Here is a 19,439-nt window from a genome sequence, read left to right on the forward strand (position 1 = left end):
ACGTGCCGTGAGCGGAAAATAACTCAGCGGATACGCACAACCGTTGGCGGCCCGCGGAAGTCATAGCTGGCGTCGGTCCCGCGAGGGGAGGATCCGGGGGGATCCGGGGACCGGCGCGGAGGGGGAATCGAGGGGCCCGGCAGCGTACGGGCCCCTCGATGAGGTTCCCGGCGCGGCGCGGGCCCCGGCCCCTCGTCCAGCGGTCCGGGGCGCGTTGTCAGACCTCGGCGGTACGGTCGGGGCATGGTCAACCCAGCCGTGGTGGAAGGGGTCCTGGAGCGGATCACCTACGCCAACGAGGACAGCGGCTATACGGTCGCGCGCGTCGACACCGGCCGCGGCGCGGGCGATCTGCTCACCGTCGTCGGCGCGCTGCTCGGCGCGCAGCCGGGCGAGTCGCTGCGCATGGAGGGGCGTTGGGGCTCCCACCCGCAGTACGGCAAGCAGTTCCTGTGCGAGAACTACACCACCGTCCTGCCCGCCACGATCCAGGGCATCCGGCGCTATCTGGGCTCCGGTCTGATCAAGGGCATCGGCCCCAGGATCGCCGACCGCATCGTCGAGCACTTCGGCACGGACACCCTCGACATCATCGAGCAGCGGCCCGAGCGGCTGGTGGAGGTGCCCGGGCTCGGCCCGAAGCGGACGAAGATGATCGGCGCGGCCTGGGAGGAGCAGAAGGCCATCAAGGAAGTGATGGTCTTCCTCCAGGGCGTCGGCGTCTCCACCTCCATCGCCGTGCGGATCTACAAGAAGTACGGCGACGCCTCCATCTCCGTCGTCCGCAACCAGCCCTACCGCCTGGCGTCGGACGTCTGGGGCATCGGCTTCCTTACCGCCGACCGCATCGCCCAGTCCGTCGGCATCCCGCACGACAGCCCCGAGCGCGTCAAGGCCGGCCTCCAGTACGCCCTGTCGCAGTCCACCGACCAGGGCCACTGCTTCCTGCCCGAGGAACAACTGATCGCCGACGCGGTGAAGTTGCTCCAGGTCGACACGGGCCTGGTCATCGACTGCCTGGCCGAGCTGGCCGCCGACCCCGAGGGCGTGGTGCGCGAGAAGGTGCCCGGCGGCGAGGACGGCGTGCCCGTCACCGCCGTCTATCTGGTGCCCTTCCACCGCGCCGAGCTCTCGCTCGCCGGCAAGCTGGCCCGGCTGCTGCGCACGGACGAGGACCGCATGCCGGCGTTCCAGGACGTGACCTGGGACAAGGCGCTGGCCTGGCTCGCGCGGCGTACGGGCGCCGAGCTGGCGCCCGAGCAGCAGGCGGCGGTGCGCCTGGCGCTGACGCGGAAGGTCGCCGTCCTGACCGGCGGCCCCGGCTGCGGCAAGTCCTTCACGGTCCGCTCGGTGGTCGAGCTGGCCCGCGCCAAGAACGCCAAGGTGGTGCTGGCCGCCCCCACCGGCCGGGCCGCCAAGCGGCTCTCCGAGCTGACCGGCGCCGACGCCTCCACCGTCCACCGCCTCCTGGAGCTCAGGCCCGGCGGGGACGCCGCCTACGACGCGGACCGCCCCCTGGACGCCGATCTGGTGGTGGTCGACGAAGCGTCCATGCTCGATCTGCTGCTCGCCAACAAGCTCGTCAAGGCGGTCCCGCCCGGCGCCCATCTGCTGCTCGTCGGGGACGTCGACCAACTGCCGTCGGTGGGCGCCGGCGAGGTGCTGCGCGACCTGCTGGCCCCCGGCGGCCCGGTCCCGGCCGTGCGGCTGACGCGGATCTTCCGCCAGGCCCAGCAGTCCGGGGTGGTCACCAACGCCCACCGCATCAATTCCGGCGTCCCGCCCCTGACGACCGGGCTGCCGGATTTCTTCCTCTTCGCCGAGGAGGACACCGAGGAGGCCGGCCGGCTGACGGTCGACGTGGCGGCGCACCGCATCCCCGCGAAATTCGGCCTGGACCCGCGCCGTGACGTGCAGGTACTGGCTCCGATGCACCGGGGCCCGGCCGGCGCCGGCGCGCTGAACGGCCTGCTCCAGCAGGCCGTCACCCCCGCCCGTCCCGACGTGCCGGAGCGCCGTTTCGGCGGCCGGGTCTTCCGTGTAGGTGACAAAGTCACCCAGATCAGGAACAACTATGAAAAGGGCCGTAACGGCGTCTTCAACGGCACCGTCGGTGTGGTCACGGCGCTGAACGCCGACGAACAGCGGCTGACGGTCCTCACCGACGAGGACGAGGAGGTCCCCTACGACTTCGACGAACTGGACGAACTCGCTCACGCCTACGCCGTGACGATCCACCGTTCGCAGGGTAGTGAGTATCCGGCGGTGGTGATTCCGGTCACCACCGGCGCCTGGATGATGTTGCAGCGCAATCTGCTGTATACCGCCGTGACCAGGGCGAAACGACTGGTGGTCCTGGTCGGCTCCCGAAGGGCTCTGGGGCAGGCCGTACGCACGGTATCCGCCGGTCGGCGGTGCACGGCGCTCGATCACCGGCTCGCCGGCGCGCTGTGACCCCGCCCCTTTCCGCATCGGCGAGAAGGAGAGCAAGATGGGCCACTCAGGCGGCACTGAGTGCCGCGATGAGGCCCTATGGCCGACCCCGAGTGCACATCCAAGGTCCAAATGGGGGAAGGTATAGGCAGTCAGGGCACCTCGAAGAAGAGGCACAACGTCGGTGAGGGATGACGTGAGCGACAACTCTGTAGTACTGCGTTACGGGGACGGCGAATACAGCTACCCGGTCGTCGGCAGCAGTGTCGGCGACAAGGGCTTCGACATCTCGAAGCTGCGTGCCGAGACCGGTCTGGTGACCCTGGATTCCGGTTACGGCAACACCGCCGCGTATAAATCCGCGATCACCTATCTCGATGGTGAACGAGGGATTCTGCGCTACCGCGGCTACCCGATCGAGCAGCTCGCGGAGCGCAGCACGTTCGTCGAGACCGCGTACCTCCTGATCAACGGCGAGCTGCCCACCGTCGATGAGCTGGCGAACTTCAAGCAGGACATCACCTACCACACCCTGCTGCACGAAGACGTCAAGCGTTTCTACGACGGTTTCCCGCGGGACGCCCACCCGATGGCGATGCTGTCCTCGGTCGTCAGCGCGCTGTCGACCTTCTACCAGGACAGCCACAACCCGTTCGACGAGCAGCAGCGCCACATCTCCACGATCCGGCTGCTGGCCAAGCTCCCGACCATCGCGGCGTACGCGTACAAGAAGTCGGTCGGCCACCCGGTCGTCTACCCGAGCAACGACCTCGGGTACGTCGAGAACTTCCTGCGGATGACCTTCTCGGTGCCGGCGGCGGACTACGACCTCGACCCGGTCGTGGTCAGCGCCCTGGACAAGCTGCTGATCCTGCACGCGGACCACGAGCAGAACTGCTCGACCTCCACCGTGCGCCTGGTCGGCTCCTCGCAGGCGAACCTCTTCGCCTCGATCTCGGCCGGCATCAACGCCCTGTGGGGCCCCCTGCACGGCGGCGCCAACCAGTCCGTGCTGGAGATGCTGGAGGGCATCCAGCGCGACGGCGGCGACGTCGACACCTTCATCCGCAAGGTGAAGAACAAGGAAGACGGCGTGAAGCTCATGGGCTTCGGGCACCGCGTCTACAAGAACTTCGACCCCCGGGCGAAGATCATCAAGGCGGCGGCGCACGACGTCCTGTCGGCCCTCGGCAAGTCCGACGAGCTGCTGGACATCGCCCTGAAGCTGGAGGAGCACGCGCTCTCCGACGACTACTTCGTCTCGCGCAAGCTCTACCCGAACGTCGACTTCTACACCGGCCTGATCTACCGGGCCATGGGCTTCCCGACCGAGATGTTCACCGTGCTCTTCGCGCTCGGCCGGCTGCCCGGCTGGATCGCCCAGTGGCACGAGATGATCAAGGAGCCCGGCTCCCGCATCGGCCGCCCGCGCCAGATCTACACCGGCGTCGTCGAGCGCGACTTCGTCCCGGTCGAGCAGCGCTAGAGCCCGGCAGCGCCGACCGGTCGCGGCGAGAAGCGGCAAAAAGAAAGCGCCCCGCCTCCCGATCCCCCCACGGGTCCGGAGTGCGGGGCGCTTCCCATGTCCCGGGTCGGATTCCCCCCACGGGATCCGTCCGGGCGTTCTCGGGTCGCACCCGCGATCTGCCGGGACGCGCACGTTCGGGAGGGCCGCTCAAAGCTCCCCGGGCGCGTCGCCCCGGCCACGCGTCGCCGAGCACGATCCCCCAAGATCGGCACGGCAGTTGCGATGCAAGCCCCGCCGGGGTGCCTGCACTGCCCGGTTAGACTCGCGACCCCCCTCAATGGTTACGTTCGGATGAGTGTGATCTGGGTCTCTTGCCATATGAGGGCGAATACGGTCAAGGGCCACGATTTGCAGATCGCGGCCCCGAGGTATGGGTGTTGTGTCAGTTGTAAGAGCTATGTGAATGTTCGTGCCCCTGCGGGCTGTTCGCGTAGGTAGGCGCGCGGCCCGCGACGGATGAGGCGCGGACCGCCCCGCCGAGGGTGAGCCGGTCCGCGCCCGAGGGGCGGCGGGCGATCAGGCCCGGCCCGCCAGCTCGTAGCCCGCCTCGTCGACGGCCGCGCGCACGGCCTCCTCGTCGAGCGGCGCCTGAGAGGTGACCGTCACCAGGCCGGTGGCCGCCTCCGCCCGCACCGAGCTGACCCCGGCGATCTCCTTGATCTCGGACGTCACGGCACCCTCGCAGTGGCCGCAGGTCATGCCCGTGACCCGGTATGTCGTGGTCACCTCGCCGGCCTGCGCTTCGCCGCCGGAGTGGCAGGAGCCTTCGGGGTTGCAGCAGGAGCTGTTCTCGGCCATGGGTCTCTCCTTGTGGTGCCGGGGTGGGGTCTCGACAATCCTCGACTCGGATTCGAGACTATACCCCTAGGGGGTATGAATCCAAGCGGAGTCGCCCCCCGATTCCCCGCCCGTCCGCGTTGCCGTGCGCCCCGCCACGCGTCAGCCTTGGGTTACGGGCTCGGGGCGGATCCGAGGAGGCGGCCGGATGGACGCACTCGCCCTCTACGGCCTGCTGGCGCTCACCACCCTGCCGCCGCTGGTGCCCAACTCCGCCCTGCTCGTCACCGCCGGCGTCCTCGCCTCCCGGCACCACGAACTGCTCCCCCTGATCCTCTTGGTCGTCGCCGGCAGCGCGATGACGGGGGACGTGCTGATGTATCTCGTCGCCCGGCGGTTCGGCGGCCCCGTACGGGCCTGGATGCGGCGCCGGGAGCGCAGCCGGGTGCTGCTGGAGTGGACCTCGCGGCGGATCGAGCGCTACGGCGTGCCGTTCGTGATCGCCGTACGGTTCCTGCCCAGCGGGCGCATCGTCGGCGCGCTGGCCGCCGGTGTGCTGCACTATCCGCTGCGCAGGTTCGCCCTCGGCGCGGGCGTCGCCGAGGTGGTGTGGGCGACGTACTCGGTCGGCCTCGGCTTCGTCGGCAGCGCCGCGGCGGGCAACCCCTTCTACGCCGCCGGTATCGGCCTGGCCGTCTCGGCCGCGGTGGCCACCGCGGCCAGTCTCATCCAGCGCGCCAGCCGCCGCCACGAGCTGCGACCGCCGGCCGGGGACGGCGGGGAGGAGGGGGATTCGCCGGGCGGGCCGGGACGGCGCCAGGGAAAGGGGCTGGGCGCGGCGCCGAGGAGGGAGGCCGGCGAACAGGCCGGCGAAGAGGCGGACGCGGCACCCGGGCCGCAGGCGGCGGCGGGCGGGGAGCCCGGCGCGGAGACCGGCGGCGAGGCGGAGAGGCGCGAGGACGGCGGCTCCGGCGGCTGCGAGGGCCCGGCCGCCCGAGACGGGCCCGGTCGGCGGGCCTGTCCGGCACAAGCGGCCGGCTCTCGATCGAGGCCGGCGCGGAAGGTGCTGTGCGCCGGCGCCACGGACCACCCGCCACCGGTCGCCGCGAAGAGCTACCGCGCGGCCCGGAGGTCCGCGACCGGGACCGGCTGACCGGTGCGGCGGGAGCGTTCGCACGCCTCGGCGACGTAGAGGGCCTCCAGGGCCTCCTCGGGCGGACAGGGATTGGGGGCGCGGCCCGCGGCGACCTCGGTGAAGACGCCCAACTCCGTGACGTACGCGGCGTGGAACCGTTCCATGAAGGTGGCGTAGGGCGCGGCCGACCGCCGCCACGACAGTTCCGCCTCCGCCGACGGCAGCGGCGCGCGATCGTCCAGACCGACGACCCGGGTGCCCTCGGAGCCGCAGACCTCCAGCCGTACGTCATGGCCCGCGCCGTTGTAGCGGGTGGCGGTGACGGTGGCCAGGGTGTCGTCGTCGAAGCGGAGCAGCGCCGCGCAGGTGTCGACGTCGTCCGCGTCGGCGAAGTAGGAGGCCCCGCGGTTGGCGCCCTGGGCGTAGACCGAGACGATCTCGCGGCCGGTGAGCCAGCGCAGGATGTCGAAGTCGTGGATGCCGCAGTCCCGGAAGAGGCCGCCGGAGGTGGGCAGGTAGCCGGCCGGGGGCGGCGTCCGGTCGCCGGTGCAGGCGCGCAGGGTGTGCAGCCGGCCGAGTTCGCCCGAGCGCAGCGCGGCTCGGGCGGCGCGGTAGCCGGCGTCGAACCGCCGCTGGAAGCCGATCTGTACGGGCACGGTCCCGGCCCGCGCCCGCTCCACCACGCCGAGGGTGCCCGCGATGTCCGGGGCGACCGGCTTCTCGCAGAACACCGGCACCCCGGCGTCCAGGGCCTGGTGGATCAGCGGCGCGTGCGCGCTGGTCGCGGCCGTGATCACCACGCCGTCCACGCCGTCCGCGTACATGTCCTCGACGCTCGATGTGGCCCGCAGGCCGAGGGCGTCCGCCAGGGCGGCGGCGCGCGCCGGGTCGGCGTCCGCGACGACGACGTCGGTGACGCCGGACAGGGCGCGCAGGGTCTCGGCGTGGAACGCGCCGATGCGGCCGGTGCCGATCAGGCCGATCTTCATGTCGGTTCCTTTCCGGGGGCGACACAGGGAATTGGAACGGTCCAATACCCGGCGTGGACGAAACCCTGCATGTCCGTGGGGCCGCCTGTCAATGACTGCCGGCCTTCCAGGAGGCCGCGTTGACGCCGACCGGGGCCGATGGCAGGATTCCGCTGCATGGAACGGTCCAAAGAGCCCGGCGAACGAGCGGCCGCGGACCGGCCGCCGACGATTCGCCAGGTCGCCGAGTGCGCGGGCGTCTCCAAATCCCTTGTCTCCCTCGTCCTCCAGGGATCGCCACGGGTCAGCGACACCAAGCGGCGGGCGGTCCTCGACGCGATCGACGCACTGGGCTACCGGCCGAACGCCGCCGCCCGCAGTCTCGTCGCGCGCCGTACGCACACCGTCGGGGTGCTGCTGAACGACATGCGCAACCCCTGGTTCGCCGACGTCCTCGACGGCTTGAACGAGGTGCTGCACGCGCACGGCCTGCGGATGCTGATGGCCGACGAGCGGCTCGACCGGCGAGCCGGCCAGGATTTCGCCCGCGCCTTCCAGGAACTGCGGGTCGACGGGCTCGTCGTCGTCGGCACGCTGCCGGACACCGCCGGTCTCGCCGAGGTCGCCGAGCGGCTGCCGACCGTCATCGCCGGCAACCACGAGCCCCGCCTGCCGCGCGTCGATCTCGTCGCCAACGACGACGAACGCGGCGCCCGCCTGGCCACCGAACACCTCATCGGCCTCGGTCATCGCCGCCTGGCGCATATCGCCGGGCAGGGCCTGGTCGGCGAGTTGCGCCGACGCGGTTTCGAAGCCGCCCTGGCCGCCCACGGGTTGGCCGGGGACGCGGTGGTCGAGGCGGGCGACGGAACGGAGGAGGGGGGTTACCGCGCCGCCGTCCGGCTGCTGAGTCCCGCGCGGGGCGGGGAGCGTCCCACCGCCCTCTTCGCGTTCAACGACGTCTCGGCCGTGGGCGCGCTGTCCGCCGCCCGGGAGCTGGGACTTGAGGTGCCCGCCGCTCTCTCCCTCGTCGGCTACGACAACACCTACCTCGCGCGCATCAGACACCTCTGGCTGAACTCGGTGAACAACGCCAGCCACGAGGTCGGCCGCCGCGCGGCCCGCTGCCTGCTGGAGCGGATGGCCCGGCCCGATACCCCGGCCGGCCGCCAATTGGTCGCTCCCTCAGTGGAGATCCGGGGGTCGGCCGCGCCCCCGAGGTCCGGCTAGCGAACCGGCGGTCCGACGGTCCGACGGTCCGGCGGTCGGAGCAGACCGCAGCACGAAGGCCCCGCGCCGGGACGGGCGCGAGGCCGGAAATCAGGGGACGGGTGGGCGGATCAGGGCATTGTGCGGTGGCGTCGGGGGCGGCCTATTCCGCCCGGTCGCGCCGCCCCCGGTGACCGGGGCGGCGGGCCACCCAGGCTCTGACGGTGTCGGCGAACCAGTACGGTCTGCCACCCTCCACGAGGTCCGGTTCCGGCAACAGGCCGTGCTTGCGGTACGAGCGCACGGTGTCGGGCTGCACCTGGATATGTGCGGCGATTTCCTTGTACGACCAGAGCCTTCGGTCGGTCATCTCTGCGCACCTCCTGAGAGCCGTCCGCAGGGGCGGCCCGGGGCGAGCCGGCGATGTGCGCTGCGGACGGCTGGTGATCACTCACCCTGTGCCCGGTGAACGAGGCCGGTTGATCGTCAGCGAGGGACTGTTGACCGACTGTGACGGAAGGCCCGTGAAATGGTGACAGTCGTGACGCCGGCGGGACCGCTGTGACGGGGGCGGGACAGCGGTCCGGGCGGCGGGCGGCGCGGGCGTCAGCGGTAGAGCTCGGGGCGCTCGATGAGGTCGACGGTGACGCGCTTGCCGGTGGACTGGGCGCGCACGCCGGCCTCGCAGACAGCGGCCGCCGCGTAGCCGTCCCAGCAGCTCGGGCCCTCGACCTCGCCGCGCCGGGTGGCGTCCACCCAGTGCTGCACCTGCCGGTCGTACGCCTCCTCGAAGCGCTCGACGAATCCGGGGGTGATGGCGCCGCCCCACTTGCCGGCGGTGTTGACGAACACGCCGTGGTCGTCGCCGATCCGGGCGGTGCCGCCCTCGCAGACCGCCTCGCAGGTCACCTGGTAGCCGAAGCCGCAGTTGACGAACAGTTCGGTGTCCACGACGTGGCCCGCCGCGGTCTCGAAGAGGATCAGTTGAGGGTCGCTGAGCTGCTCGGGGGCCTTGCCGGAGGGCGTGGGGCGCAGCACCCGCACCGCGGTGATCTCCTCGTCCAGCAGCCAGCGGGTGACGTCGATCTCGTGCACGACCGAGTCCTGGATCATCATCGCGTTGGTGAAGCCGGGCGGGGTGTCGGCGTTGCGGTGCCTGTTGTGCAGCATCAGCGGCCGGCCGTAGGCGCCCTGGTCCAGGAGGGACTTCAGGGTGCGGTAGCCGGCGTCGTAGCGGCGCATGAAGCCGACCTGGACCAGGCGGTGGCCCACCCGCTGCTCGGCCTGGAGGACGCGCAGCGCGGAGGCCCGGTCCGGGGTGAGCGGCTTCTCGCACAGGACGGGCAGGTCGCGTGCGAACGCGTCCAGCAGCGCCGCCTCGTGGGCGGGGCCGGGCGAGGCGATCAGGACGGCGTGGACACCGGGGTCGTCCATGGCGGCGGCGGGATCGGTGTAGGCGGTACACCCCTCGATGCCGGCGGCGAGGTTCTTGGCCCGGTCCGCGTCGAGGTCGGCCACCGCCGCCACCCGGGCTCCGCTGATCACGTCGTTGATCCGGCGTACGTGATCGGCGCCCATCCGGCCGGTGCCGATGACCGCCACACCGAGGGGGTGCTGCTCGCTCATCAGATGTCTCTCCTTGGCTGCGTGCGGGGGAGTGCGGTGCGCGGCGGGTCAGGCGCCGCAGGAGCGCAGGAAGCGGCGGGTGCGCTCGGCGATGGGGAACGGCTGGTCGGGCGGGCAGGGGTACATGTCCTGCTCGACGATGGCGAACAGGTCGACGTTCAGCTCCTGGGCGGCTTCCAGGACCGGCGGCAGCGCGGGCACGCCCAGCGGCGGTTCGCACATCACGCCCTGCCGGACGGCCGGCCCGAAGGGCGTTCCCTCGGCGGTGACCTCGGCGAGGACGTCCGGGTCGACCTGCTTGAGGTGGAGGTAGCCGATCCGCTCGCCGTAGGTGCGGATCAGCTTCACGCTGTCGCCGCCGCAGTAGGCGTAATGGCCGGTGTCCAGGCAGAGGTTGACCAGGTCGGAGTCGGTGACGTCGAGGAAGCGCTCGACGTGTTCCTCGGTGTCGATGTGGGTGTCGGCGTGCGGGTGGACGACGATGTCCAGACCGAATTCGTCTTGGACCCGCTTGCCCAGCCGCTCCATGCCGGTGGTCAGGTGCTTCCACTGCTCGACGGTCAGCTCGCGCGGTTCGATCTCCTCGGCGGTCTTGTCGTCCCGCCAGAAGGAGGGGATGACGACGAGGTGGCGCGCGCCCATCGCCCGGGTGAGCGTGGCGACCTCGCTGACGTGCGCCCAGGTGGCGTCCCACACGCCGGGGCCGTGGTGCAGCGAGGTGAAGATCGTGCCGGCCGAGACCTTCAGGTCGCGGCGGGCGGTCTCCTCGCGCAGGACGGCCGGGTCGGTGGGCAGGTAGCCGTAGGGGCCGAGTTCGATCCACTCGTAGCCGGCCCGCGCGACCTCGTCCAGGAAGCGCCGCCAGGGGACCTGCCGCTCGTCGTCGGGGAACCACACTCCCCAGGAGTCGGGGGCGGAACCGACCCGGAGACGGTCCAGAACGGGCGCGACGGCACGGGGTGCGGACATGCTGCGGCTCTCCTCTCGCCGGTCGGCGGTGACCGGGAGGCGCTGGTGCGGGTGGTGGGGCACAGCCTGGCTGGCACCCCAAAGAGTGTCAAGACTTCGTCCTGACATAAGGACTTAAGGACTTTGTTACTCCAGAGTCTTCACGTCCGACCTCCCTTCGACGTCAGAATGTAAGGACAAATTGTTGACAGGGTCTGAGCTTGCCGGTTAGACCTGTGCTCACAGCCCGACCCACCGAACCCGCCGCGCCGGCCGACCCGAAGGGGCGCACATGAGCGAGCCGTACGACCTGATCACCATGGGCCGCATCGGAGTGGACATCTACCCCCTCCAGACCGGCGTGCCCCTGGCCCAGGTGGAGACCTTCGGCAAGTTCCTCGGCGGCTCCGCCACCAACGTCGCCGTCGCCGCGGCCCGGCTCGGCCGCCGCTGCGCCGTGATCACCCGCACCGGACGCGACCCGTTCGGCGACTACCTCCACCAGGCCCTGCGCGACTTCGGCGTGGACGACCGCTGGGTGACACCGGTGGACGGCCTGCCCACCCCCGTCACCTTCTGCGAGATCTTCCCCCCGGACGACTTCCCGCTCTACTTCTACCGCCGCCCCACAGCCCCCGACCTGGTCATCCACCCCGACGAACTCGACCTGGACGCCGTCCGCGCCGCCCGGATCTTCTGGATCACCGGCACCGGGCTGTGCGAGGAACCCAGCCGGGGCGCCACCCTCGCCGCCCTTGAGGCCCGCGCCGACGCTCCCGCGCGCGCCACCACCGTCTTCGACCTCGACTGGCGCCCGATGTTCTGGGGCGGCGAGGGCGGCGCCCGCCCGGACGGCGGCGCGCCCGGCGCCGCCGCGAGGGCCGCCGCCCGCCCCTTCTACGAAGCCGCCCTGCGGCACGCCACCGTCGCCGTCGGCAACCTCGAAGAGGCCGAGGTCGCCACCGGCCTGCGCGAGCCCAAAGCCTGCGCCCAGGCGCTGCTGGACATGGGCGTCGAACTCGCCGTCATCAAACAAGGCCCCAAGGGCGTCCTCGCCGTCCACCGCGACGGCCGCACCGCCGAGGTCCCGCCCACCCCCGTCGAGGTCGTCAACGGCCTCGGCGCCGGCGACTCCTTCGGCGGGTCCCTGTGCCACGGTCTGCTCGGCGGCTGGGAACTGGAGCGGACGATGCGCTACGCCAACGCCGCCGGCGCCCTCGTCGCCTCCCGGCTCGCCTGCTCCTCCGCGATGCCCACGGCCGACGAGGTCGAGACCTTCCTCGCGAGCCGGTGACGCCGCGGAAGCCGGTGACGCTCCCGGCCGCGCGCTCCCCCGCCCGCCCCACCCGCGCACCCCAGAAGGTGAGTTACGCCGTGACCCCTCGGATCAGTGACCTCGCGACGCTGCGGGCCCGCCACCCGCGAGCCGTCGCCGAGGCCGCCGCCCGCCGCACCCGCCGGCCGCTCATCGGCGACAGCGGGCGGCTGATGATCGTCGCCGCCGACCACCCGGCCCGCGGCGCGCTCGCCGTCGGCGACCGGCAACTGGCCATGGCCAACCGCCTCGACCTGCTCGAACGCCTCGTCCTCGCGCTGTCCCGACCCGGCGTCGACGGCGTCCTCGCCACCGCCGACATCCTGGAGGACCTGCTGCTCCTCGGCGCCCTCGAAGGCAAGGTCGTCATCGGCTCCATGAACCGCGGCGGCATCGCGGGCGCCGCCTTCGAGATGGACGACCGGTTCACCGGCCACCGCCCCCAGGACCTCGCCCGGCTCCGCTTCGACGCCGGAAAGCTCCTGCTGCGCATCGACTACACCGACCCCGGCTCGCTGACCACACTGGAGACCACCGCCCGCACCATCGACGCGATGGCCGAACGCGAACTGCCCACCTTCGTCGAGCCCTTCCTCTCCCGCCGGATCCAGGGCACGGTCCGCAACGACCTCAGCGCCGACGCCGTCACCCGCGCCGTGGCCATCGCCTCCGGCCTCGGCGGCACCTCCGCCTACACCTGGCTGAAACTCCCGGTCACCGACGACCCCGACGCCATGGCCCGGGTCTGCGAGACCTCCACCCTGCCCACCGTCCTCCTCGGCGGCGACGTCGGCACGACCGTCCGGGACCAGGAGGCCGCCTATGAGAAGTGGCGCAAGGCCCTGCGGCTGCCGACCGTGCAGGGCCTGGTCGTCGGCCGCTCCCTGCTCTACCCGGCCGACGGCGACGTGGCCGCCGCCGTCGACACCGCCGTCGGACTCCTCTGACGCCCGTCCGGAGCCTGTCAGGGACCCGTCCGGGGCCTGCCCGGAGCCCGTCCTGGCCGCCTCACACCCCTCACTGTCAGTGGCGAGTAGGAGACTTGCAGTCATGAGTGCCGAGTTCACGGAATTCCACGTCAAGGCGGGGCAGGGGGCCAACGGCCCGTACGCCCTCGACATCGACCCGCGGCGGGCCGGTTGGGGCCACTCCTCCCTCCGCGTCCTCGACCTGCCGCCCGGCGGCCACCACTCCTTCGCCACCGGCGACAGCGAATGGATCGTGCTGCCGCTCTCCGGCGGCTGCGCCGTCCGGACCGACGACGGCCACGCCTTCGAACTGACCGGCCGGGAAAGCGTCTTCAGCGGCGTCACCGACTTCGCGTACGTCCCCCGCGACGCCCGGGTCCGGATCGACTGCCCGGCGGGCGGCCGGTTCGCCCTGACCGGTGCCCGCTGCGAGCGCCGCCTCCCCGCCCGCTACGGCCCGGCCGGCGGGGTGCCCGTCGAACTCCGCGGCACCGGCAACTGCTCCCGCCAGGTCAACAACTTCGGCGCGGCCGGCGTCTTCGAGGCGGACAAACTCATCGCCGTGGAGGTCCTCACCCCCGGCGGCAACTGGTCGTCCTACCCGCCGCACAAACACGACGAATGCCGCCCCGGCGAGGAATCCGAGCTCGAAGAGATCTACTACTTCGAGATCGCGCCCGCCCACGGCACGGAAGGCGTCGGCTACCAACGCGTCACGCCCTCCGGCCACGGCCGCGGCACCGACGTCCTCGCCGAGGTCCGCGGCGGCGACGCCGTCCTCATCCCGGACGGCTGGCACGGCCCGTCCATCGCCACCCCCGGCCACACCCTGTACTACCTCAACGTCATGGCCGGGCCCGGCCAGGTGCGCGAGTGGCTGATCCGCGACCACCCCGACCACGGCTGGATCCGCGACACCTGGCCCGACCAGCCCGTCGACCCCCGCCTGCCCCTCTACCAAGCGCCCGCAGGAGACGCCCGATGACCGCCTCGACGCCCCCGCCCGCCCCGTCCCGCACCCGCCGCCTGACGGTGGCCCAGGCCCTGGTGGAATTCCTCGCCCACCAGTACACCGAGCGGGACGGCCGCCGCCACCGCCTGATCAACGCCTGCTGGGGCATCTTCGGCCATGGCAACGTCGCCGGCATCGGCCAGGCCCTCCTGGAATCCGGCGGCGGCCTCCCCTATCTCCAGGGCCGCAACGAACAGGCCATGGTGCACGCCGCCGTCGGCTACGCCCGCCAGTGCGACCGGCTCTCCGCCCACGCCGTCACCACCTCCATCGGCCCCGGCGCCACCAACCTCGCCACCGGCGCCGCCCTCGCCACCGTCAACCGCCTGCCCGTCCTGCTGCTGCCCGGCGACACCTTCGCCACCCGCCCCGCCGACCCCGTCCTCCAGCAGCTCGAAGTGCCCCACGCCGGCGATGTGTCGGTCAACGACGCGCTGCGCCCCCTCTCGCGCTACTTCGACCGCGTCACCCGCCCCGAAGCCCTGATCCCCGCCGCCCTCCAGGCCATGCGGGTGCTCGCCGACCCCGTCGACACCGGCGCCGTCACCCTCGCCCTGCCCCAGGACGTCCAGGCCGAGGCGTACGACTGGCCAGAGGAGTTCTTCGCCGACCGCGTCTGGCGGGTCGCCCGCCCCGCCCCCGACGCCGCCGCCCTCGCCGACGCCGTCCGCGCGATCCGCGGCGCCCGCCGCCCGCTGCTCATCGCCGGCGGCGGCGTCCACCACAGCGAGGCCGAGGACGCCCTGCGCGCCCTCGCCGACACCACCGGCATCCCCGTCGCCTCCACCCAGGCCGGCAAGGGCTCCCTGCGCCACGACCACCCCGCCGACATCGGCGGCATCGGCCACACCGGCACCGCCACCGCCGACGCCCTCGCCCGCGAGGCCGACCTGGTCATCGGCGTCGGCACCCGCTACACCGACTTCACCACCGCCTCCGCCACCCTCTTCGCCGCGCCCGGGGTCCGCTTCCTCAACCTCAACATCGCTTCCTTCGACTCCCACAAGCTCGGCGCCCTCTCCCTGGTCGCCGACGCCCGCGCCGGACTCGAAGCGCTCATCCCGGCGCTGTCCGGCCACCGCGTCGACGCGGCGTACGAAGCGGCCTACACCGCCGCCAAGGCCGAGTGGGAGACCCGCGTCGACGCCGCGTACGCCGTCGGCGACGACACCGCCAGGCCCTCCCAGACGCAGGTCATCGGCGCGCTGGACGCCCTCGTCGACGACACCGACGTGATCATCAACGCCGCCGGATCCCTCCCCGGTGACCTGCACAAACTCTGGCGCACCCGCTCCCGCAGGCAGTACCACCTCGAATACGGCTACTCCTGCATGGGCTACGAGATCCCCGCCGCGATCGGCGTCCGGCTGGCCGCCCCCGACCGGCCCGTGTGGGCGCTGGTCGGCGACGGTACGTATCTGATGAACCCCACCGAAATCGTCACCGCGGTCCAGGAGGGCGTCGCCATCAAGCTCGTCCTGATCCAGAACCACGGCTACGCCTCCATCGGCGGCCTCTCCCAGGAGACCGGCGGCGAGCGCTTCGGCACCGACTACCGCTACCGCGCCGAGGACGGCACGTACACCGGCCCGCCGCTGCCCGTCGACCTGGCCGCGAACGCCGCCTCCCTCGGCATGCACGTCCTGCGCCCCAAGACCCTCGGTGAGCTGCGCGCCGCGCTCGCCGAGGCGCGCGGCGCGAGCCGCCCCACATGTGTCTATGTCGAGACCGAAACGGCCGACACTGTGCCGGGCGCGCCGCCCGCCCAGGCCTGGTGGGATGTACCTGTGGCCGAGACCGCGACGCGTCCGGCGGCGGTCGCGGCCCGCGCGTCCTACGACCGTCACGCCGCAGGACGCCGCCGCCACCTCTGACCCGAAGCCCGTAGTCGTCACCCGCGTCCAGTCGTCACCCAGAAAGGCCCCCAGCATGAAGACCCTCAGCCACTGGATCGGCGGTAAGCCCGTCGAGGGCGTCTCCGGCAACTTCGGTCCGGTCTACAACCCGGCCACCGGCGCCCAGGAGAAGCGGGTCCCGCTCGCCTCCGCCGAGGAGGTCGACGCCGCCGTCACCGCCGCCCGCGAAGCGTTCCGCACCTGGGGCACCAGCTCCCTGGCCAAGCGCACCTCGGTGCTGTTCAAGTACCGCGAGCTGATCGACGCCCACCGCGACGAGATCGCCGCGCTGATCACCGCCGAACACGGCAAGGTGCACTCCGACGCGCTCGGCGAGGTCGCCCGCGGACTGGAGATCGTCGAGCTGGCCTGCGGCATCCCCGAGAAGCTCAAGGGCGAGCTGTCCACCCAGGTCTCCACCCGCGTGGACGTCTCCTCCATCCGCCAGTCCCTCGGCGTGGTCGCCGGCATCACGCCGTTCAACTTCCCGGCGATGGTGCCGATGTGGATGTTCCCGCTCGCCATCGCCTGCGGTAACACCTTCGTCCTCAAGCCCAGCGAGAAGGTGCCCGGCGCCGCCCTCAAGCTCGCCGAGCTGGCCGCCGAGGCGGGCCTGCCCGACGGCGTCCTCAACATCGTCAACGGCGACAAGACGGCCGTCGACGCGATCCTGGAGCACCCCGGCATCGCCGCCGTCTCCTTCGTCGGCTCCACCCCCATCGCCCGCTACATCCACACCACCGCCGCCACCCACGGCAAGCGCGTCCAGGCGCTGGGCGGCGCCAAGAACCACATGCTGGTGCTGCCGGACGCCGACCTCGACCTGGCCGCCGACTCCGCGATCAACGCCGCCTACGGCTCGGCCGGCGAGCGCTGCATGGCCATCTCCGTGGTCGTCGCCGTCGGCGACACCGCCGACCCGCTGATCGCGAAGATCAAGGAGCGGGCCGAGGCGCTGCGCATCGGCCCCGGCGACGACCCGGCCTCCGAGATGGGTCCGCTGATCACCAAGGTCCACCGCGACAAGGTCGCCTCGTACGTCGAGGGCGCCGCGGCCCAGGGCGCCGAGGTGGTGCTCGACGGCACCGGCTACACCGTCGAGGGCTTCGAGAACGGCCACTGGATCGGCGTCTCCCTGCTCGACAAGGTCACCCCCGAGATGGACGCCTACCGCGACGAGATCTTCGGCCCGGTGCTGTCCGTCGTCCGCGTCGCGACCTACGACGAGGCCATCGCCCTGATGAACGCCTCGCCCTGGGGCAACGGCACCGCGATCTTCACCCGGGACGGCGGCGCGGCCCGCCGCTTCCAGTTGGAGGTCGAGGCCGGCATGGTCGGCGTGAACGTCCCGATCCCCGTCCCCGTCGGCTACCACTCCTTCGGCGGCTGGAAGGATTCCCTCTTCGGCGACCACCACATCTACGGCAACGACGGCGTGCACTTCTACACCCGCGGCAAGGTCGTCACCACCCGCTGGCCCGACCCGGCCGACAGCGGCATCAACCTGGGCTTCCCGCGCAACCACTGACGCACCGTCGCCTCGCGCCCCCTGGCCCCCGGTCAGGGGGCACGGCCCGCTCCACGCGCCCTCCCGGGAACAACCGCAGGTCCGGGGGAGACCCCGGCCGGGCGCGTTGCTACCGTGCTTCCTCGCGGCACACCAACAACGGGGGACCGAAAATGCCAGGAAGCATGGCGCTGGCCAAGGGCGCACGCATCACCGGCGGGGCGTTCTGCCTGCTGTTCTTCCTCTACTTCGCCTACTGGCTGGCGGTCGACCTCGGCGAGTTCGGGATCGACGGCGTCTGGGACTCCTGGACCGGTCAGCGCCCTCCCGGCAACAACCAGGTCACCAACCCGGTCGTCTTCGGCCTCGCCCTCCTCCAGCTCGGCGCCGCGATCGCGGCCTTCGCCGGCCGGCGGGCGGCCGGCGGCATGCTGGCCGTCGCCACCACCCTCACCTTCGTCACCGCCCTCCAGGCGATCATCAGCACCGGCACCCACACCAGCGACAACCGCTGGTTCCTGCACGCCGAGACCGGCACCGACACGTTCGACGGCGTGTTCCTCAGCGGCCTGTGCCTGTTCCTGCTGGCCCTCGTCGCCCCCGTCGTGCTGCTCGCCGGCATGCGCTCCTGGCCGCGCCAGAGCCCCAGCGACCCGCCGAAGCGCCCGGCCAGGACGGCGGGCGTGGTCTGCGGCCTGCTGCTCGGCGCGATGGCCCTGGGCCACGCGGCGTGGAACGTCTACATGCTGGTGCAGAGCGGCCCGAACGCCTTCGAGATGCTCTACCTCGGCAAGGGAGTCCTCTCCTCCCTGCTGGACCTGGCCCCCGGCTGGTACTCCCTGGTCTTCCTCGCCCTGACCGCGCTGGCCGGCCTGAACAGCCTCATGCGCGGCAGCGCCGCCCGCGGTCTCGCCTTCGGCCTCGCCGTCGTGGTGCTGCCGAACGCCCTGCTGACGGTGATCGCCCTGGCCGCCAACGACGCGCTGTTCACGCTGAACGACAGCATGCCGGGCCTGTCCGTCCTCAACAACATCCAGCTCGTGCTCGACCTGCTCGGCTCGATCGCCCTGGTCGCCCTGATGGGCCGCGGCGAGCCGGTCGCCCCCGGCTGGCACCCCCCGGCCCAGGCCCCGCAGTTCGCCGCCCCCGGCTTCATGCCGCCCGGCCCGCAGGGCCCGCCCCCGCCCGCCTGGCAGCAGCCCGGCCCGCCGATGCCCCAGCAGGGCCCGCCGATGCCACCGCCCGGCAACCCGCCCCCCATGCCGCCCGGCAACCCGCCGCCGCCCCCGCAGGGCGGATTCGGCCCGCCGCAGTTCTGAGGCCCTGGGTAAGCTGCGGTACCGCGCGCCCGGCGCGATCACGCTTCGGACAAGGGAGGTTGATGAATATGGCCCGCCAGAAGCTTCATCAGCACGCCCTTGTCCGGGCCGCCTGAGCCAGGAGCCGCGGCCCGGTCGTCGCAGAACGACCAGGAGCCCCCATGTCTTCCCCTTTTCCCCTGCCCACCGCACACCTGCTCACCGCACGCCTCGCGCTGCGTCCGTGGACCGGTGACGAACTCGCCGCGGTCCTCGACGACCGGCGACTGCCGCACTGGGCGCAGGACTTCCCCGACGAGGGCGACCGCGCCATCGCCGGCTTCCTGACCGCCACTCCCGACCCGGTCGCGGCCTCCGGCCAGCGGCTGATCGTCGAGCGGGCGACCGGCCTGGTGGTCGGCGCGGCCGGCCTGTTCTGGCCGCCCGGCGACGGCCGCGTGGAGTTCGGCTACGGCATCGTCCCCTCCCGCCGCGGTCGCGGCTACGCACCCGAAGCGGCCCGGTCCCTCGTGGACTTCGCCCTCACCGCCCCGGGCGTGCACACCGTCTACGCGAACGTGGAGCTGAGCAACCCGGCATCGGTCCGCGTCCTGGAGAAGGCCGGACTGCGGCGCCACGGCGGCGACGGTTCGCTGGTCCGCTTCCACGCCACGGTGGCGGAGCCCCGCCGGTAGCGCCGCGGGGGGGGGGGGGGGGCCCCCCCCCCCCCCCCCCCCGGGGCCCGGCCCCCGGAAGGGGGGGGGGGAGTCCTCCCCCCCTCCCTCCGGGGGCGAGGGGCGTTGGTCCCCCCGATGGGGAG

At 72.3% G+C, this 19,439-nt stretch carries 16 protein-coding genes; 11 read left to right on the forward strand and 5 right to left on the reverse strand.

The annotated features are described in order from the left end of the window. The first annotated feature begins 243 nt into the window (after nt 1–243). Together recD2 and ACZ45Z_RS05040 are read left to right on the forward strand one after the other, a co-directional pair. A complete protein-coding gene (gene recD2, locus ACZ45Z_RS05035; protein WP_468356240.1) occupies nt 244–2,454 on the forward strand; it encodes an SF1B family DNA helicase RecD2 in 2,211 nt (736 codons plus the stop codon). 175 nt (nt 2,455–2,629) lie between these two features. Then, nucleotides 2,630–3,919, forward strand: coding sequence for a citrate synthase (locus tag ACZ45Z_RS05040; protein ID WP_468356243.1), 1,290 nt, complete (start codon nt 2,630–2,632; stop codon nt 3,917–3,919). Between the two features lie 558 nt (nt 3,920–4,477). On the opposite strand, the gene ACZ45Z_RS05045 is transcribed toward ACZ45Z_RS05040, so the two are convergent. Beyond that, a complete protein-coding gene (locus ACZ45Z_RS05045) occupies nt 4,478–4,759 on the reverse strand; it encodes a heavy-metal-associated domain-containing protein (protein WP_468356246.1) in 282 nt (93 codons plus the stop codon). 187 nt (nt 4,760–4,946) lie between these two features. Between ACZ45Z_RS05045 and ACZ45Z_RS05050 the strand changes: the two genes are divergently transcribed. Beyond that, entirely contained in the window at nt 4,947–5,891 is a 945-nt protein-coding gene (locus ACZ45Z_RS05050; protein WP_468356249.1) for a DedA family protein, read from the forward strand. On the opposite strand, the gene ACZ45Z_RS05055 is transcribed toward ACZ45Z_RS05050, so the two are convergent. Beyond that, nucleotides 5,852–6,862 (reverse strand): Gfo/Idh/MocA family protein, encoded by a 1,011-nt coding sequence (locus ACZ45Z_RS05055; protein WP_468356252.1) that lies wholly within the window; start codon nt 6,860–6,862, stop codon nt 5,852–5,854. The genes ACZ45Z_RS05050 and ACZ45Z_RS05055 overlap by 40 nt on opposite strands. Before the next feature lie 156 nt (nt 6,863–7,018). Here ACZ45Z_RS05055 and ACZ45Z_RS05060 point away from each other — a divergent pair, with 156 nt between their 5' ends. Next, nucleotides 7,019–8,071, forward strand: a complete 1,053-nt coding sequence (locus tag ACZ45Z_RS05060) for a LacI family DNA-binding transcriptional regulator (protein ID WP_468356255.1) — start codon at nt 7,019–7,021, stop codon at nt 8,069–8,071. A 142-nt stretch (nt 8,072–8,213) separates the two neighbouring features. On the opposite strand, the gene ACZ45Z_RS05065 is transcribed toward ACZ45Z_RS05060, so the two are convergent. The 3 genes from ACZ45Z_RS05065 to ACZ45Z_RS05075 form a co-directional block, all read right to left on the reverse strand. Next, nucleotides 8,214–8,420, reverse strand: coding sequence for a helix-turn-helix transcriptional regulator (locus ACZ45Z_RS05065; protein ID WP_468356258.1), 207 nt, complete (start codon nt 8,418–8,420; stop codon nt 8,214–8,216). Nucleotides 8,421–8,656: 236 nt separating this feature from the next. Then, on the reverse strand, nt 8,657–9,676 hold the full coding sequence (locus tag ACZ45Z_RS05070) for a Gfo/Idh/MocA family protein (protein ID WP_468356261.1): 1,020 nt from the start codon (nt 9,674–9,676) through the stop codon (nt 8,657–8,659). A gap of 48 nt (nt 9,677–9,724) precedes the next feature. Then, on the reverse strand, nt 9,725–10,645 hold the full coding sequence (locus ACZ45Z_RS05075; RefSeq protein WP_468356264.1) for a sugar phosphate isomerase/epimerase family protein: 921 nt from the start codon (nt 10,643–10,645) through the stop codon (nt 9,725–9,727). Between the two features lie 271 nt (nt 10,646–10,916). Here ACZ45Z_RS05075 and iolC point away from each other — a divergent pair, with 271 nt between their 5' ends. The 7 genes from iolC (at nt 10,917) to ACZ45Z_RS05110 (ending at nt 19,314) form a co-directional block, all read left to right on the forward strand. After that, nucleotides 10,917–11,918 (forward strand): 5-dehydro-2-deoxygluconokinase, encoded by a 1,002-nt coding sequence (gene iolC / locus ACZ45Z_RS05080; RefSeq protein WP_468356267.1) that lies wholly within the window; start codon nt 10,917–10,919, stop codon nt 11,916–11,918. An 80-nt stretch (nt 11,919–11,998) separates the two neighbouring features. After that, nucleotides 11,999–12,886: a Cgl0159 family (beta/alpha)8-fold protein gene (locus ACZ45Z_RS05085; protein ID WP_468356270.1), complete on the forward strand. Its 888-nt coding sequence runs from the start codon at nt 11,999–12,001 to the stop codon at nt 12,884–12,886. A 103-nt stretch (nt 12,887–12,989) separates the two neighbouring features. Then, nucleotides 12,990–13,892 carry a 5-deoxy-glucuronate isomerase gene (gene iolB / locus ACZ45Z_RS05090; RefSeq protein ID WP_468356273.1) on the forward strand — a complete coding sequence of 301 codons (903 nt, stop codon included), beginning with the start codon at nt 12,990–12,992 and terminating at the stop codon, nt 13,890–13,892. Beyond that, entirely contained in the window at nt 13,889–15,793 is a 1,905-nt protein-coding gene (iolD, locus tag ACZ45Z_RS05095) for a 3D-(3,5/4)-trihydroxycyclohexane-1,2-dione acylhydrolase (decyclizing) (protein ID WP_468356276.1), read from the forward strand. Before iolB ends, iolD begins: the two co-directional genes overlap by 4 nt. 55 nt (nt 15,794–15,848) lie before the next feature. Then, the gene (locus tag ACZ45Z_RS05100) at nt 15,849–17,342 is read left to right on the forward strand and encodes a CoA-acylating methylmalonate-semialdehyde dehydrogenase (RefSeq protein ID WP_468356279.1); all 1,494 of its coding nucleotides are present in this window, start codon (nt 15,849–15,851) and stop codon (nt 17,340–17,342) included. 152 nt (nt 17,343–17,494) lie between these two features. Beyond that, nucleotides 17,495–18,640: a hypothetical protein gene (locus ACZ45Z_RS05105; RefSeq protein WP_468356282.1), complete on the forward strand. Its 1,146-nt coding sequence runs from the start codon at nt 17,495–17,497 to the stop codon at nt 18,638–18,640. Between the two features lie 161 nt (nt 18,641–18,801). After that, nucleotides 18,802–19,314, forward strand: coding sequence for a GNAT family N-acetyltransferase (locus tag ACZ45Z_RS05110; RefSeq protein ID WP_468356285.1), 513 nt, complete (start codon nt 18,802–18,804; stop codon nt 19,312–19,314). Nucleotides 19,315–19,439 lie beyond the last annotated feature (125 nt).

The organism is Streptomyces sp. NPDC031210, assembly GCF_055570395.1.